14 protein-coding genes and 1 pseudogene are annotated in these 15221 nt (G+C 73.6%); 5 read left to right on the forward strand and 10 right to left on the reverse strand.

The genetic code is table 11. From position 1 onward, the window contains the following. Positions 1-62 precede the first annotated feature (62 nt). The 9 genes and pseudogenes from C6W10_RS03300 to C6W10_RS03340 form a co-directional block, all read right to left on the reverse strand. Positions 63-377, reverse strand: a complete 315-nt coding sequence (locus C6W10_RS03300) for an antibiotic biosynthesis monooxygenase (protein ID WP_107256405.1) — start codon at positions 375-377, stop codon at positions 63-65. 31 nt (positions 378-408) lie between these two features. Beyond that, the gene (locus C6W10_RS03305; RefSeq protein WP_107256407.1) at positions 409-1665 is read right to left on the reverse strand and encodes a beta-ketoacyl synthase N-terminal-like domain-containing protein; all 1257 of its coding nucleotides are present in this window, start codon (positions 1663-1665) and stop codon (positions 409-411) included. After that, positions 1662-2933 carry a beta-ketoacyl synthase gene (locus C6W10_RS03310; RefSeq protein WP_107256409.1) on the reverse strand — a complete coding sequence of 424 codons (1272 nt, stop codon included), beginning with the start codon at positions 2931-2933 and terminating at the stop codon, positions 1662-1664. Before C6W10_RS03310 ends, C6W10_RS03305 begins: the two co-directional genes overlap by 4 nt. Before the next feature lie 137 nt (positions 2934-3070). Further along, positions 3071-3448 (reverse strand): annotated as a pseudogene (locus C6W10_RS03315) (cupin domain-containing protein); the annotation flags it as partial. Then, positions 3441-4253 (reverse strand): SRPBCC family protein, encoded by an 813-nt coding sequence (locus C6W10_RS03320; protein ID WP_107256413.1) that lies wholly within the window; start codon positions 4251-4253, stop codon positions 3441-3443. The gene C6W10_RS03320 and the pseudogene C6W10_RS03315, both read right to left, overlap by 8 nt. After that, entirely contained in the window at positions 4250-5677 is a 1428-nt protein-coding gene (locus C6W10_RS03325; RefSeq protein WP_107256415.1) for an acetyl/propionyl/methylcrotonyl-CoA carboxylase subunit alpha, read from the reverse strand. Before C6W10_RS03325 ends, C6W10_RS03320 begins: the two co-directional genes overlap by 4 nt. A 19-nt stretch (positions 5678-5696) precedes the next feature. Beyond that, positions 5697-6248, reverse strand: coding sequence for an acetyl-CoA carboxylase biotin carboxyl carrier protein (gene accB, locus C6W10_RS03330; protein WP_107256417.1), 552 nt, complete (start codon positions 6246-6248; stop codon positions 5697-5699). Further along, on the reverse strand, positions 6245-7990 hold the full coding sequence (accA, locus tag C6W10_RS03335; protein ID WP_107256418.1) for an acetyl-CoA carboxylase carboxyl transferase subunit alpha: 1746 nt from the start codon (positions 7988-7990) through the stop codon (positions 6245-6247). The genes accB and accA overlap by 4 nt, the downstream gene beginning before the upstream one ends. Continuing rightward, on the reverse strand, positions 7987-8331 hold the full coding sequence (locus C6W10_RS03340; RefSeq protein WP_107256420.1) for a TcmI family type II polyketide cyclase: 345 nt from the start codon (positions 8329-8331) through the stop codon (positions 7987-7989). The genes accA and C6W10_RS03340 overlap by 4 nt, the downstream gene beginning before the upstream one ends. Before the next feature lie 504 nt (positions 8332-8835). Between C6W10_RS03340 and C6W10_RS03345 the strand changes: the two genes are divergently transcribed. From C6W10_RS03345 to C6W10_RS03360, 4 genes are all read left to right on the forward strand, one after another. Further along, positions 8836-9708, forward strand: a complete 873-nt coding sequence (locus tag C6W10_RS03345) for a BTAD domain-containing putative transcriptional regulator (protein ID WP_107263619.1) — start codon at positions 8836-8838, stop codon at positions 9706-9708. A 387-nt stretch (positions 9709-10095) separates the two neighbouring features. After that, positions 10096-10464: a TcmI family type II polyketide cyclase gene (locus C6W10_RS03350; RefSeq protein WP_107263620.1), complete on the forward strand. Its 369-nt coding sequence runs from the start codon at positions 10096-10098 to the stop codon at positions 10462-10464. An 8-nt stretch (positions 10465-10472) separates the two neighbouring features. After that, complete coding sequence (locus C6W10_RS03355) at positions 10473-11822, forward strand: NAD(P)/FAD-dependent oxidoreductase (protein ID WP_107256422.1); 1350 nt, start codon at positions 10473-10475, stop codon at positions 11820-11822. A gap of 101 nt (positions 11823-11923) precedes the next feature. After that, positions 11924-12847 (forward strand): helix-turn-helix domain-containing GNAT family N-acetyltransferase, encoded by a 924-nt coding sequence (locus tag C6W10_RS03360; protein WP_107256423.1) that lies wholly within the window; start codon positions 11924-11926, stop codon positions 12845-12847. A 46-nt stretch (positions 12848-12893) separates the two neighbouring features. Here the strand turns inward: C6W10_RS03360 and C6W10_RS03365 are convergent, their stop codons facing one another. Continuing rightward, complete coding sequence (locus C6W10_RS03365; protein ID WP_107256425.1) at positions 12894-13931, reverse strand: LacI family DNA-binding transcriptional regulator; 1038 nt, start codon at positions 13929-13931, stop codon at positions 12894-12896. Between the two features lie 194 nt (positions 13932-14125). On the opposite strand from C6W10_RS03365, the gene C6W10_RS03370 reads away from it, so the two are divergent. Continuing rightward, positions 14126-15184, forward strand: a complete 1059-nt coding sequence (locus C6W10_RS03370) for a hypothetical protein (protein ID WP_159104445.1) — start codon at positions 14126-14128, stop codon at positions 15182-15184. The last annotated feature ends 37 nt before the right edge of the window (positions 15185-15221 follow it).

Here is a 15221-nt window from a genome sequence, read left to right on the forward strand (position 1 = left end):
ATCGAAGGCGTCCGGCCGACCCGGTCGAAGGCGTCCCGCCCGGCCCGCACGAGGGGCCGGCCTCAGGATCGGCGGACCGAGGTCTCCTCCCGGACCACGAACCGGATCGACCTGGCCTCGGTGATGCAGGCGCGCAGCGGCGCCGCCAGTTCACGGTGCCCCGGGCTGCGCTCCCACGCCTCGAAGTCGGCCAGTGACGCCCACTCACTCGTGATCAGCCACTGCTCGGAATCGCTCGACGCCTCGCAGACCTGGTCCACCAGATGCCCCGGCACGCCCTCGGCGACCTGGTAACGAATCTGCTCGTACGCCTTCAGGAAGTCCTCGGTGCGCTCACGCGGCACCCGGATCAGGAACAGCACCCTGGCCTTCGACATCGCCCGTCGTCCTCTCCGCTCTGCAACCGGCCTACGCCGGGCCGCGCCGGACCACCACGGCGCTGTTGAAACCGTCGAACCCGCGCGCCCCGACCAGCGCCACGTCCACCCGCCGGGGCCCGGACTCCCGGACGAAGTCCAGCTCACAGCCGGGCGCCGGCCGGTCCAGCCCGGCCGTCGGCGGAAGCACCCCGTGCCGGAGGCTGAGCAGCGCGGTTGCCACGTCCAGCGCCGCCCCGCCCTGGTGCGCCCGGCCGATCAGCGGCTTCTGGGTGGTCACCGGCGGCGGCCGCGTCCCGAAGACCGCCCACAGCGCCTCGGCCTCGCTGCGGTCGTACCGGGCGACGCCGAGCGCGTCCGGGAAGAACACGTCGACCTCCGCCGGCCGCACGCCGGCCCGGTCGAGGGCGAGCCGCATCGCCCGGGCGTACTGCACCGGGTCCCCGGCCGCGCGCCGGTCGGTGTGCCGGGCGTCGTGGCTGGCGCCCCAGCCGGCGACCTCGGCATAGCCGCGCACCCCCCGGGCCCGGGCGTGGTCCAGATCCTCCACCACGAAGACCGCCCCGCCCTCCCCCGGCACGTAACCGCTGGCCGCCACGTCGAACGGCCGGTACGCCAACGTCGGCTCCGGACAGGTGCTCAGCAGTCCACCCCGGAGTTGGCAGGTCAGCGCGTACGGGCTCAGCGGGCACTCGGTGCCGCCGGCCAGCACCACGGGCGTACCGCGCCGGACCATCCGTACCGCGTGGGCGAGGCTGTCCAGCCCACCGGCGGACTCGGCGGCCAGTACCCCGCACGGGCCCTTGAACTGGTGCCGGATCGAGAGCTGGCCGACGCTCGCCGCGTAGAACCAGGCGATCGACTGGTACGCCCCGACGGTACGCGCCGGACCACGCCAGAGCCGTTGCAGTTCCCGCTGCCCGAACAGGTTGCCGCCGGAGGAGCTGGCCAGGGTCACCGCGTACCCGTAGGGATCGTCGGCCGTCTCCGGCAGCCCGGCGTCGGCGAGCGCGAGCCGGGCCGCCGCGAAGCCGAGGTGCGTCCAGCGGTCGGTCTGCACCAACTGCCGGCTGTCGGCGTAGTGCAGCGCGTCGAAGTCGGCCACCTCGCCGGCGAGCCGGCTGGGATAGCGCTCCGGGTCGAAGAGGGTGATCGGGGCGATCCGGTTCTGCCCGGCCAGTACGCACTTCCAGTGCGCGTCCGCGCCGATCCCGCTCGGTGCCACCACACCGATCCCGGTGATCACGGCCCGAGGCCGCGACCCGTCTCCGCCCGCCCGCCCGGTCACCGCTCCGGCCCGTCGAACCGGGTGAAGACCATCGCCGACTGGAAGCCGCCGAAGCCGCTGCCGACGGAGAGGGCGACCCGCACCGGCAACTCCCGGGCGGTGTTCGGGATGTAGTCGAGGTCGCACTCGTCGTCCCGGTTGGCCCAGTTGGCCGTCGGCGGCACCACCCCGTGCTCGATGGCCAGCGCGCAGGCCGCCATCTCGATCGCGCCGATCGCCCCGAGCGAGTGCCCGACCATCGACTTGATCGAGCTGATCGGCACCCCGTACGCCGCCGGACCGAGCGCCCGCTTGAAGGCCGCCGTCTCGTGCCGGTCGTTCTGCCGGGTACCCGAGCCGTGCGCGCTGACGTACGACACGTCGGCCGGGTCGCACCGGGCCTGCGCCATCGCGTCGTCGATGGCCAGCGCCATCTCGACACCGTCCGGACGCAGCCCGGTCATGTGGTAGCCGTTGCTCCGGTTGGCGTAACCGGCCGCCTCGCAGTAGACCCGCGCCCCGCGCCGCCGGGCGTGCTCCGCCTCCTCCAGGACCAGCACCGCGGCACCCTCGGCGAGGACGAACCCGTGCCGGTCCCGGTCGAACGGCCGCGAGGCGTGCGCCGGATCGTCGTTGTCCGGGGTGGTCGCCTTGATCGCGTCGAACGAGGCGACCGTGACCGGCGAGATCGGACTGTCCGAGGCGCCGGCCAGCACCACGTCCGCCTCGTCGTCGGAGATGAGCTGCTGGCCGTAGCCGATCGCGTCGATCCCGGAGGTGCAGCCGGTGGAGATCACCTGGGCCGGACCGTGCACGCCGTGCCGGCAGGCGACGTCGGCGGCGAGACTGCTCGGCATCAGCGCCTGGTAGAGAAACGGACCGGCCCGGTTCGGATCCACCAACCAGTCCGCACCGGAGTCGCTGACCTGCACGTACTCCCGTTCCAGCAGCATGGTGCCGCCCACCGCCGAGCCGAGCACCACTCCGGTGCGCTCCCGCGTCGCGTCGGTCAGCTCCAGTCCGCTGTCCGCCAGCGCCTCGATCGACGCGGCGAGCGCGAACTGGACGTACCGGTCGGCGCGCTGCCGCTCGACGACGCCGAGTCCGGCGCGCACCGGGTCGAAGTCGCACTCGGCGGCCACCTGCGAGCGGAACGGCGACGGGTCGAAGAAGCTGATCCGTCGGGTCGCCGTGCGGCCGGCGGTGATGGTCGCCCAGAACTCGTCCCGGGTCGCCCCGCCGGGCGCGACCACTCCGATCCCGGTCACCACGGCACGGCGCCCGGTCACGGCCCGGCCTCCGGCCCACCGGCGACCGCGCCCGCCGCCGCCCGGTCCGCGCCATCCCGCCGCGTCACGGGTACGCCGGTTCCGGTTCGACCGGCCGCCGGCTCGGTGCCCGCCGCCGGTTCGGTGTCCGCCGCCGGTTCGGTGTCGACGTGCCCGAGTTCCGGGCGCGGGGCCAGCGGTCCGAGCTGGAAGACCACCTCGGCCGGCTCGTCGGCCACGTTGCGCAGCCGGTGCCGGACGTTCACCGCCACGTACAACGCCTCCCCGGTGCCGACCGGCACCGGCTCGTCGTCCAGGTCCACCACGATCGCCCCCCGGGCGACGTAGAGGAACTCCTCGCTGTACGGGTGGTAGTGCTCGGCGATCCGCTCACCGGGGCCGAGGTTCGCCACCCCCAGGAAACCCGATCCGCTGCCCACGGTGCGGGGGCCGAGGAGTACCCGGATCTCGCCACCCCGACGGCGGTCCGGGGCGATGTCGCGGGCGGCCACCAGGCGGCGGCCCGGCTCACTCATCGCCGACCCCGGCCGGTGCCGGCGCGGCCGCCTCCAGCTCGGCGGCGATCCGCTCGATCCGGTCCCGGATGATGTCCAACTGGATCCGGCTGTTCGCGTTGATCCGGTCGGTCATCTGCGCGGTGCTCACCGGTGCCGTCGGACGCATCTCGAAGTCCTGGGTCCAGGTCATCCGGGTACCGCCCGGCGCCTCGGCGTAACGCCAGTGGATCCGCATGTACTCGAACGGCCCGGTCTCCACCCGGTGCGCGTGCACCTCCCGGCGGACCGGATCGGCGGTACGCTCGCTGACCCAGCTCCAGGTGACCCCGTTCTCGTCCGGATACATGGTCAACCGGAACCGTACGGTGTCGCCGCTGCGCGCGATGATCTCCACCGACTGGTACTCCGTGAAGAGCCCGGTCCAGCCCGCCACGTCGTTGGTCAGGTCCCACACCAGCGGCAACGGGGCGGCGATCAGCACGCTGTTCTCGGTGTGACCCGGCCGGCCGGTCCCGGCGGGGACGTCTGCCGGCTCGCTCTGCCGAGCCACCAGCTCGGCCACCTCCGCGATGCTGAGCCGCCCCGCCTCGTCCGGAAGCTGGACCCGGTAGCGGTCCGCGACCACCGCCTGGAGTTCGAGCAGCGCGAGCGAGTCCATGCCGAGTTCCTCCAGCGAGGCGCCGGGGGCGGCGGCCGTCGCGTCGGCGTCCAGCCCACAGTGCCGGACCAGGATCGCGGTGATCTCCGCCGCCGTCACCGGCGACGGCACCGGCTCCCGCTGGGTCGGCCCGGTCAACGCCGGTTCCTCGTGCCTGACACTCATCTGGTCCTCCTCGGAAGGTTGGCGGTGCGGGACGGGGCGGCGCAACGGGCCTGGTCCCGGTCGGCCGGCGAGTCGGCGCTGCCGAGCAGCCGGTCGACCAGCCCGGTCGAGTACCGGCCCTTGCGGAAACCCGGGTCGTCGAGCACCCGGCGCAGGAACGGGATGGTGGTGCGTACGCCGGGCCCGTCGACGTCGAACTCGTGCAGCGCCCGCTCCATCCGGCCGAGCGCCAGATCCCGGTCGGGTGCCCAGACCACCACCTTGGCGAGCAGCGAGTCGTAGTACGGCCCGACCAGATAGCCGGGATAGCCGTGCGTGTCGACCCGGGTGAACGGCCCGCTCGGCGGGACGAACCTGGTCAGCCGACCGGGGGTTGGCGCGAACCCCCGGTCGGGGTCCTCCACGTTGACCCGGCACTCCACCGCGACTCCGGAGAGCCGGACGTCGGGCTGGCGCAGCCGCAGCGGTACCCCGGCGGCGATGTGCAACTGCTCGTGCACCAGGTCGACCCCGGTGATCATCTCGGTGACCGGATGTTCGACCTGGATCCGGCAGTTGACCTCGATGAACGAGAACCGTTCGGCCTCGTCGACCAGGAACTCGAAGGTCCCGGCCCCGGTGTAGCCGGCCCGCAGCGCGCCGCGCAGCGCGGACTCGGCGAGCGCCTCGAGAGTACCGGCCGACAGGGCGGGCGCCGGACCCTCCTCGACCAGCTTCTGGTGCCGCCGCTGCACCGAGCAGTCCCGGGTGCCCAGGTGCACGCCGTTGCCGTACCCGTCGCAGAGCACCTGCACCTCGACGTGCCGGGCGTGCACGAGGTACCGCTCGACGTAGACCCGGTCGTCGCCGAAGACCGCCTGCGCGGTGATCCTGGTCCGCTCGTACGCCGTGTCGAACTCGTCGGCCGACCGGACCACGGTCATCCCGCGCCCGCCCCCTCCGGCGGCACACTTGACGATCACCGGGTAGCCGATCTCGTCGGCGACCCTGCGCGCCTGCGCCGCCGTGCCGACCGTGGCCAGGCTCCCCGCCGGCAGCGGCAGACCGGCCTCCCGCATCAGCGCCCGGGCCCGCGCCTTGTCGCCGAGGGCGAGCATCACCTCCGGCGGGGGTCCGATGAAGACGAGCCCGTTGTCGGCGCAGATCTCGGCGAAGTCGGCATCCTCGGAGAGGAACCCGTACCCGGGGTGCACGGCCTGCGCCCCGGTCCGGCGGGCCGCCTCGACGATGGCGGCGGCGTTGCGGTAGCTCAGCCGGCCCTCCGGCGGCCCGATGCAGACCGCCTCGTCGGCCAGCCGGACGACGGCCGAGTCCCGGTCCGCGACCGAGTACACCGCCACGGTACGTACGCCCAGCTCCCGGCAGGCCCGGGCGATCCGGAGCGCGATCTCGCCACGATTGGCGATCAGGATCTTCTCGAACACCGCCGCACCGTCCTGGAAGTCACGCGGGTAGCAGGGCGATCAGTGGCTGCCCGAACTCGACCGGCTCGCCGTCCCGGACGAGTAGCTCGGCGACCCGGCCGGCCTGGTCGGCGACCACTTCGTTCATCAGCTTCATCGCCTCGACGATGCAGACCACCTGACCGGGCTCCACCTTGTCGCCGACCTCGACGAACGGGGCGGCACCGGGCTCGGCGGCCTGGTAGTAGGTGCCGACCATCGGCGCGACCACGGTCCGCCGGCCGGCACCGTCGCCCTCGACGCGTCGGTTTCCACGGTCGGCGGCGTCGGCCGGAGCGGCGGTGGCGAGGTCGGCCGGAGTGTGCCCGGCTGGGCCGCCCGGCTCGGTCGAACCGGACGTGCCGTGCCACTCGATCTCCAGCACGGTCTCGCCGCTGCGCAGGTGGATCCGGCGTACCGGCCCGGCCGTCTCGGTCAGCAGCCGCCCCGCCTGCCGGCACAGCTCGGCGAGTTCGCCGGAGGGCGGCTCCGCCGGCTCCGGTCGTACCGGTCCGGCCGGGCCCGGCTGGCCGGGAACGGTCGCGGCGGTCACTCGGGACCCGCTTCCGCGCGCAGCACGCTGGCCGCCCCGCCGTACCTGCGGAACCGCCGCCGCCGCCGCCGGACCAGCTCCCCGGCGGGTACGTCGAGCAGTGGCCCGAGGTTCTCCAGCAGCGCCCGACGCAGCGACCGGGCCGCCCCGACGGGGTCCCGATGCGCGCCACCGGGCGGCTCGGCGACGATCTCGTCGGCGACCCCGAGCCGCAGCAGGTCCGGCGCGGTGAGCCGGAGCGCGTCGGCGGCCCGTGGCACGGCGGCCCGGTCGTGCCAGAGGATCGCGGCGCAGCCCTCTGGGCTGATCACCGAGTAGACCGCGTTGCGCAGCATGAGTACCCGGTCCGCCACCGCCAGCGCGAGCGCCCCGCCGCTGCCTCCCTCGCCGATGATGACCGCGACGACCGGGGTCGGCAGCCCGGTCATCGCGAGGATGCTCTCGGCGATCGCGGCGGCCTGACCCTGCTGCTCCGCCTCGACCCCCGGATAGGCGCCCGGGGTGTCGATCAGGGTCACCACCGGCAGGCCCAGGTTGGCGGCGAGCCGCATCACCCGGATCGCCTTGCGGTAGCCGGCCGGGCTGGCCATGCCGAAGTTGCGGGCCCGCAGCTCCCGGGGCTGGTGCCCCTTCTGGTGTCCGACCACCGCGACGTAGTGGTCGCCGAGCCGGGCCAGCCCGGCGACGACCGCCGCGCAGTCGACGCCGAGCCGGTCACCGTGCAGCTCGACGAAGCCGTCGAAGGCGCTGGCCAGGTAGTCCAGCGTGGTGGGTCGGCCGGCGTGCCGGGCGGACCGGACGATCCGCCAGGCATCGCCCAGGTCGTCCGGGTCGGGTGGCGGCAGGACTCCGGTCGGGCGTTCCCGATCCGGCGCGGCCGCCGTGCCGGAGGGACGGTCCGGGGTCGACGCGACGGCGGCGAGCAGCCAGCGCAGCCTGGCCCGCAGCGCCCGCCGCTGCACCACCATGTCGACCTGGCCGTGCCGGAGCAGGAAGTCGGTGGTCTGGAAGTCGGGCGGCAGCGTCTGCCGGATGGTCTCCCGGATCACCCGCGGGCCGGCGAAGCCCAGCCGGGAACCGGTCTCGGCGAGCACGATGTCCGTGCAGGTGGCGAAGGACGCGGCCACCCCGCCGTAGGTGGGATCGGTGACCAGGCTGACGGTCAGCAGCCCCGCCTCGCGCAGCGCGGCGATCGCCTGGCTGATCGTCGCCATCTGCATCAGCGCCAGCACACCCTCCTGCATCCGGGCACCACCGGAGGCGGTGACCAGGAGCAGCGGCAGGCGGTTGCCCAGGGCGTGCTCGGCGGCCCGGGTGATCAGCTCACCGGTGACCGAGCCCAGGCTGCCGCCGAGGAACCGGAAGTCCATCACGGCGAGCACCAGGCCGTGCCCGCCGAGCGTCGCCGTACCGCAGAGGACCGCCTCGGCCAGGCCGGTCTCCGCGCGGGCGGCGGCGAGCCGCTGCGGGTACGGCACCGAGTCGACGAACCCGATCGGGTCGACCTGGACAGCCGGGCCGGGCAACGGCCGGAACGTGTCCCGGTCGACGAGCTGGGCGATCCGCTCGGGCGCGTCCAGCCGGCGGTGGTCCCCACACTCCGGGCAGACGTCGAGGTTGCGCCGCAGCCGCTTGCGGTAGAGCAGCGCCGGGCAGGAACGGCAGCGGATCCAGGGCTGCTGGTCGAGTTCGGCGTACCGGCCGCGGCGCCCAATCGTGCCGGCCGGCGTACCCCCGGTCATCGCCGTACTCCGGCGGGCTCGGTCGGGGCGTCCCAGCGGTAGAAGCAGCGGGCCATCGCGTCCGCCGGTACCCGCCAGTTCGCCAGGTACGGCGTGATGTGCGGGGCGAGCCGCTCGCTGACCCGGACGAACTCGGGGTGCCGGCGGGCGTTCTCCACCGCGGCGGTGCCCGGGCTCTCGGTCTCGATCAGGTGCACGTACAGGTCGTGCAGCCGGTAGAGCGAGCGGTGCCGTACGCCCACCAGCCGGGGCAGGTCGGTCCGGTCCGACTCCGCGAAGATCTGCGCGACCTGCCCCTCGGCGGCCGGTACGACCCTGGCGACGATCAGTGAGCGATCCATGGCGCAGCCTCCCTGGCGGTTCCCGCGCTCCGGTTGGGTGACACCGGCACCCGGTCGCGACAAAGAGCCTCTCCCCCGGCTTCTCCCCCGACTGCGACCTCGTCCGAACGGCTGGTGACCACCCTGCCGACCGGGTGTCAACGGAATGTCACCTGATCGCGTACGACCGCCCCCCGGCACGGTGACGCTCCGGTGACGGCGTACCGGCACAATGCCCGGTCGCGTGCCGGTGGAACAGCCCGGCAGCGGCGCCCCGGCGATCGAGCGGGTGGGCTTATGCGCAGGTCAGAGCGGTTGCTCGGCGGCCGAACGGCCAGGTCGGAATGTCGACCGGCGGATTGACCGAGCGTAACGGCGATTGATAACCTTCGTCACGCTTTGCGGTGTCGGTCGCCCGATCGGGCCGGCGTGCGGAGCGGCATCGGCATACCGGGGAGCTGGGACGGGGCGGTCCGGGCAGAGCGGACTTCGGGACACGGGTTCCGGGTGCAGGAGGGTGGGGCCGTGACTCCTCAGGAGAGCGCGCCACACGACGGGGCGCACGGAGCACCCGCCCATCCGTCCGGGCGCCAGCCCGACCGGGCGATCCACCTGTTCCTGCTGGACGGGTTCAGCCTGCTGCACGACGGGACGCCGGTGGTCGTACCGCGTGGACTGCAACGGATCATCGCGCTGGTCGGGTTGCGGCCGGGCGCGACCCGGGCACACCTGGCCGGTCTGCTCTGGCCGGACACCCCGGAGGAGCGGGCGATGTCCTCCCTGCGTACGGCGCTGTGGCGGCTGCGCCAGGAGGGCAGTTGCCCGGTACTCACCGCCGGCGACACGGTACGCCTCGACCCGGCGGTACGGCTGGACATCGACGACCTCGTCCGGGCCGCCGAACGGGTACGCGACGGCGGTGATCCGCGCTGGGCGGCGCGGATCCGTGGTGCCGGACGGCACGACCTGCTCCCCGGCTGGTACGACGAGTGGGTCCTGCTGGAACGGGAGCGGCTGCGCCAGCTCCGGCTGCACATGCTGGAGGACATCGCCCGGGGTCACCTGCACGCCGGGCAGCACGGCGAGGCGTTGCAGGCCGCTCTGGAGGCGGTCCGCGCCGAGCCGCTGCGGGAGACGCCGCACCGCCTGATCGTCGAGATCCACCTCGACGAGGGGAACGCCTACGAGGCGCTCCAGGCCTTCTACGTCTACCGCGACCTGCTGCTCCGCGAGCTGCAACTGGAGCCGTCCGAGACGATGTGCGACCTGCTCAGTGACCTGCTCGCGCCGATCTCCCGGCCGGCGGGGGCGCGCCTGTCGGGTGCCCGGCCACCGGCGAAGCGCGCCGAGACGTACCCGGGCCGGTCGGCGATGCCGGCGATGCCGGTGCGGCGCTGATCGGTCTCCCCGCCGCTTCCCGGCCGGCGCCGTCGACCGCATCCGTCGTTGTCGCTGTCGCTGTCCGCTCCGCCCCCGCGCGTGGTCCGTCCGCTGCGGGCGTGGTCCGTCGGCTCCGGGCGTGGTCCGTCCGCTGTGGGCGTGGCGCTGTGGTCGCGAGGTGGCCCCACGTCGGCGCGGGGCGTCACCGCGGCATCACCGCAGGAGCACCGTGACGACACCCGCCGGTGACGGTCGGGTGACGTCACCGTCGGCATGGTGATCGGGCCCGACCGGACGGCCAGCTGGTCGTCCCGGCCGCACCGGGTCCGGGCGCCCGCCGGACCCGGTCCGGACCGATCCGGTACGGGCAGCCAGCCGAGCCGTCGCAGCCAGTGGGGAGACGAGATGAATCGCGTGCTGATCGTGGGCAGGATCGTTCCGGGGACCGAGGAGGAGATCGCCAAGATCTTCGCGGAGTCCGACGACACGGACCTGCACACCGTCACCGGTGTGCGGCACCGCTCGCTCTACCACCTCGACGACCTCTGCCTGCACCTGATGGAGACCGACGACTCCGGGCCGTCCCGGTTGGAACAGGCGAACCGGCATCCGCTCTTCCTCAGCGTGACGCAGCGGCTGGGACAGTACATCTCGCCGTACTCGCCGAACTGGCGGTCGCCGCGCGACGCGATGGCCCGGTGCTTCTACCGCTGGGACGGCCCGGGCGCCACGGTCGTGATGCCGCCGGCCAGCCCGGCCGGCAGCCCCAACTAGGGGGTTCGATGCCCGCCCGACCGATACACGTGCTCGTCATCGGTGCCGGTACCGGCGGCATGTGCCTGGCGCACGGCCTCCGGCGGGCCGGCATCAGCGTCGCGGTCTACGAGCGGTACCGCGACCGTGGCGACGGCCTGCTCGGCTACCGGGTCGGGATCAACCCGACCGGTTGCCGGGCGCTGCGCGAGTGCCTGCCGCCGGAACTGTTCAGCACGTTCCTCGCCACCTGCGCCCGGCCGCCCGGATACTTCAACGTGCTCACCGAGCAACTGCACCGGACGGCCTCCTTCGCGCTGCGCCCCGAGGCCGACCCGACCAGCATCGACCAGTCGGTCTCCCGGATGACGCTGCGCCAGGTGCTGCTGACCGGCATGGACGACGTGGTGCACTTCGGCAAGACGTTCACGCACTACGCGCAGCACGACGACGGCCGGGTCACCGCGTACTTCGCCGACGGCAGCTCGGCCACCGGGGACCTGCTGGTCGCCGCCGACGGCACGCACTCGGCGGTACGCCGGCAGTACCTGCCGCACGCCGAGGTCAGGGATGCCGGGAGCATCAACATCGCCAGCAAGATCCCGCTGACCGAGCGGACCCGTGCCCTGCTCACCGAGGAGATGCACCGGGGCATCTCGCTGATCTTCGGTGCCGGCGGCGTGATGGGCGTACTGCACGTGATGGAGTTCAAGTGGGACCAGCGCGGCTCGGTCAAGCCCGGGGTCGGGGTCACCGACGCCCGGCTGATCGGGCAGTGGCCGGGGCTGCTCTTCGACAACACCCGGGACTGCATCAACCTGATCATCTGGAGCGCGGCGAGTCGCTTCCCCTCGGACGTGATGGAGTTGCGCGGCGAGCGCCTCGCCGAGGTCGCCCGGGAGCTGACCCGGAACTGGCATCCGAACCTGCGCGAGCTGCTGCGGTGCAGCGACACCGGCAGCGTCATCCCGATCAAGGTCGCCACCTCGGTACCGGTCGCGCCCTGGCCGGCCAGCAACGTGACCCTGCTCGGCGACGCCATCCACACCATGACGCCGGGCCGGGGGGTCGGCGCCAACACCGCGTTGCGGGATGCCGCGCTGCTGCACCGGCAACTGGTCGCGGCGGCGGCCGGCGCCAAGCCGCTGCTCGGCAGCATCGCGGACTACGAGACGGAGATGATCCGCTACGGCTTCGCCCGGGTCGCCGACTCGCTGCGTACCAACGGCACCAACGGCGACGACCCGATCTACAAGCCGGTGATCGGCCGGCTCGCCATGCTGGCCGCGCGCGGCTATTTCAGCGTGACCAGCCGGCTTCCGCCGCTGCGCCGCCGGTTCGTCGACGAGCTCTACAACTATCGCGGCGCGGAGACCTGAGGACCGGCCGCCGGGCCGGATCGGGCAACGGCCGACGCGCCTGCCGGGCCAGGCCGAACGGAAACCCTTGACAATGGCAAAGGATTTGTTGAAATAGGCATATGACTTCCCCGCTGGCAGTGCAGGCGGACGCGGTACGCGACTTCAACCGCTTCTACACCCGGATCATCGGCGTGCTCGACGAGGGGATGGTCCGGACGCCCTTCTCGCTCACCGACGGCAGGGTCATCTACGAGCTGGCCCAGTGCCCCGCCACCGAGGTGCCGGCACTCCGCCGCGAACTGGGACTGGACCCCGGCTACCTGAGCCGCATCCTGTCCCGGTTCGTCACCGACGGCCTCGTCGAACGCAGCCAGTCGCCGGTGGACGGGCGCCGGCAGGTGGTCGCGCTGACCGACGCCGGGCGCGCCGCGTACAAGCTGCTCAACGAGCGGACCCAGACCGAGATCGAGAGCCTGCTGACCCGGCTCTCCGACACGGATCGGGAACGGCTGGTCGAGGCGATGCGCACGATCCGTTCCCTGCTCGGCGAGGCGCCGCCGCCCCGGGCGTACCTGCTGCGGCCGGTCGGCCCCGGCGACCTCGGCTGGGTGGTGCACCGGCACGGCGTCCGCTACGCCGAGGAGTACGGCTGGGACATCACCTGCGAGGCCATGATCGCCCGGATCGTCGCCGACTACGTCGACCGGCGCGACCCCCGCCGCGAGGAGGGCTGGATCGCCGAACTGGACGGCGCACCGGTGGGCTCCGTCTTCTGTGTCCGCCGGGACGACGATGTGGCCCAGTTGCGCCTGCTGCTGGTCGAGCCGGAGGCCCGGGGGCTGGGCATCGGCAGTCGGCTGGTCGACGAGTGCCTGCGCTTCGCCCGCCGGGCCGGCTACCGCGAGATCATGCTCTGGACCAACGACGTCCTCGCCGACGCCCGGCGGATCTACGAGAAGGCCGGCTTCGAGCTGCGCGAACAGGCCCCGCACCACAGCTTCGGTCAGGACCTGGTGGAGCAGACCTGGTGGCGCCGGCTCTGACCGGTCGACCGGGCAGCGGCGAATCCGCGCCGCCGGTCGGAACGGGTCAGGCCAGCACGGGGGTGCTGTCCCGGATGACCACCTCGGCCCGGATCCGGCGCAGCCGGGGCCGCTCGGCCCGGGGCTGCATCACGAGTTCCAGGGCGGCGGCGCCGACCTCCTCCAGCGGCAGCCGTACCGTGGTGAGCGACGGCGTGACGTCCCGGAGCGTGACGATGTCGTCGAAGCCGGCCACCGCCATCCCGCCGGGCAGCGGCACCCCGTGGTCGCGCAGTGCCGAGATGGCCCCGACCGCCATCACGTCGTTGACCGCGAAGACGCAACTGGGCGGCAGGTCGTGGGCGAGCAGGTCGCGCATGGTGCGGTAACCGCCGTCCCGGGTGAAGTCGCCGTACGCCACCCGCGTCCTGGGCAGCGCGACACCGGCGTCGGCGAGTCCGGCCTGGAACCCGGCGAGCCGGTCCCGGGCGGTGAGCAGATGCCTCGGCCCGGCGAGTACGGCGAACCGCCGGTGTCCCAGCTCGACCAGCCGCCGGGCGAGCAGCCGGGCCCCGTCCCGGTTCTCCAGCAGCACCGTGTCGATCGGCAGGACGTGCTGGCTGATCAGCGCGACCCGGGCGCCCGCCTCCTCCAGGCTGCGCAGCCGGGCGCCGAGCCGCTCCCGCAGCGCCCGGTCGGCGGTCCGGCTGCCGGCCAGGATGACCGCCTGGGGCCGCTGGCCGCGCAGGGTCGCCAGGTAGTCGAGTTCCCGCTCCGCCCGGCCGGTGGTGCTGCACATCATCACGGTGCTGCCGTACCGCTCGGCGGCGCGCATCACGCCGGCCGCGATGGACGAGAAGAACGGGTCGGCGATGTCGTGCACCAGCAGCCCGACCAGGTTGGTGCGCCCCCGGGCCATCGCCTGGGCCGGCGCGTTGGCCGAGTAGTTCAGCGCGGTGGCGGCGGCGAGCACCCGGTCCATCAGGTCGGCCCGCACCTGGCGGCTGCCGTTGCCGTTGAGCACCCGGGACGCGGTCGCCACCGAGACGCCGGCCTGCTGCGCCACGTCCATCAGCGTGACGGTTCCGGACGATCGTCTGGTCATGGTGGCGGCCCCGAGGAGGTGTCGGTGTGCATCCGGGCCGGCGACCCGCCCGGCATCCGCACCCTACCGTCGGCCCGGCCCGATCCGGTCCACAGTGGCGCCGGCCGCGACCGGAGAGCCCCTCCCCCGGTGTGGGGGACCGGTTCCCTCCGCAGCGGGAGGACGGTCCGGCCCGGCTGCGGCACCGTCGGGGCATGACCACGACACCGGGGACCGGCCGGCGGGGCGGCGCGCTGGTCGCGCTCGGCTTCGCCCTCGGGTACGGACTGCTGCGGCTCTACTGGGCGACCGGCGGCCGGTGGGGTTACACCGCCTGTGACCGTACCCGCTCGCCCGGACCGGCCGAGATGGCCGACGGATGCGGGGCGGAGCGGCTGGCGACGTTGCCGTTCTGGTCCGGTTGGGGCTCGGTGCTGCTCTGCGCCGCCCTCGTCGCCGTGGCGGCGGTGGCCGCGCTCCGGCCCGGTCGGCTCGGCGCGGTCGCCGCCTGGGTCTGCGCGGCGGCCCTGCTGATACTCGCGTTTCCGGGACACCTGCTCTTCCAGATTCCGATGGCGCTTGCCGGCCGGCCCTCCGACTGGGCCGACCTGACGGGCCGGCTGCTGCTGCTCGGCGGTGGGCTGTCGTTCGCCGCGGCTGCCGCCGGCACGGCCCGCCGGGACACCCCGGTGCGTCGACCGGAGCCTGGGCCGGTGCCCGCCTGGACCCGCCGCTGGGCGTACGCGGCCTTCCTGTTGCCGGTGCTCGGGTTCACCGTGCCGCACGCCTGCTGGTTGCTGGGCGTCCCGTTGGGCATCCCCGCCGACGAACTGCGCCGGGCCGCCGAGGAGATCGGGGTGCTGCCGGGGCTGCTGCTCACGCTGGCGCCGCTGCTCGGCGGGCTGCTCACGCTCGGCCTGGCCGCCCGGTGGGGACAGGTCCTCCCCGGTTGGCTGCCGGGGCTGGCCGGGCGCCGGGTACCGCCCGCGCTGGCCGTGGTGCCGGCCGGGGTGACCGCGCTGGCACTGGTCGCGTACGGGGTGATCGGCATCGTGATGATGGCCGAGGCGCTGGCCACCGGGGCCACCACCTGGGCGGAGCTGCGTACCGGCTGGGCGGTCGCCGGCACCGAGCTGGTCTTCCTCGGCTGGGGCGTCGCGCTGGCGGTGACGACCGCCGGTTACCACCGCACCACCCGGCCGACGGTGCCGGTCGGAGTGGGCCGCAGCGGCGGGACGGCGGCCGAAAGTCTTTCAGGTGGTGTTGGATCTTGACGTTGCCGAGGGAAGGCGGTTAGCTCGGGAAAGCGGT

The organism is Plantactinospora sp. BB1 (assembly GCF_003030385.1).
Taxonomy (GTDB): Bacteria; Actinomycetota; Actinomycetes; order Mycobacteriales; family Micromonosporaceae; genus Plantactinospora.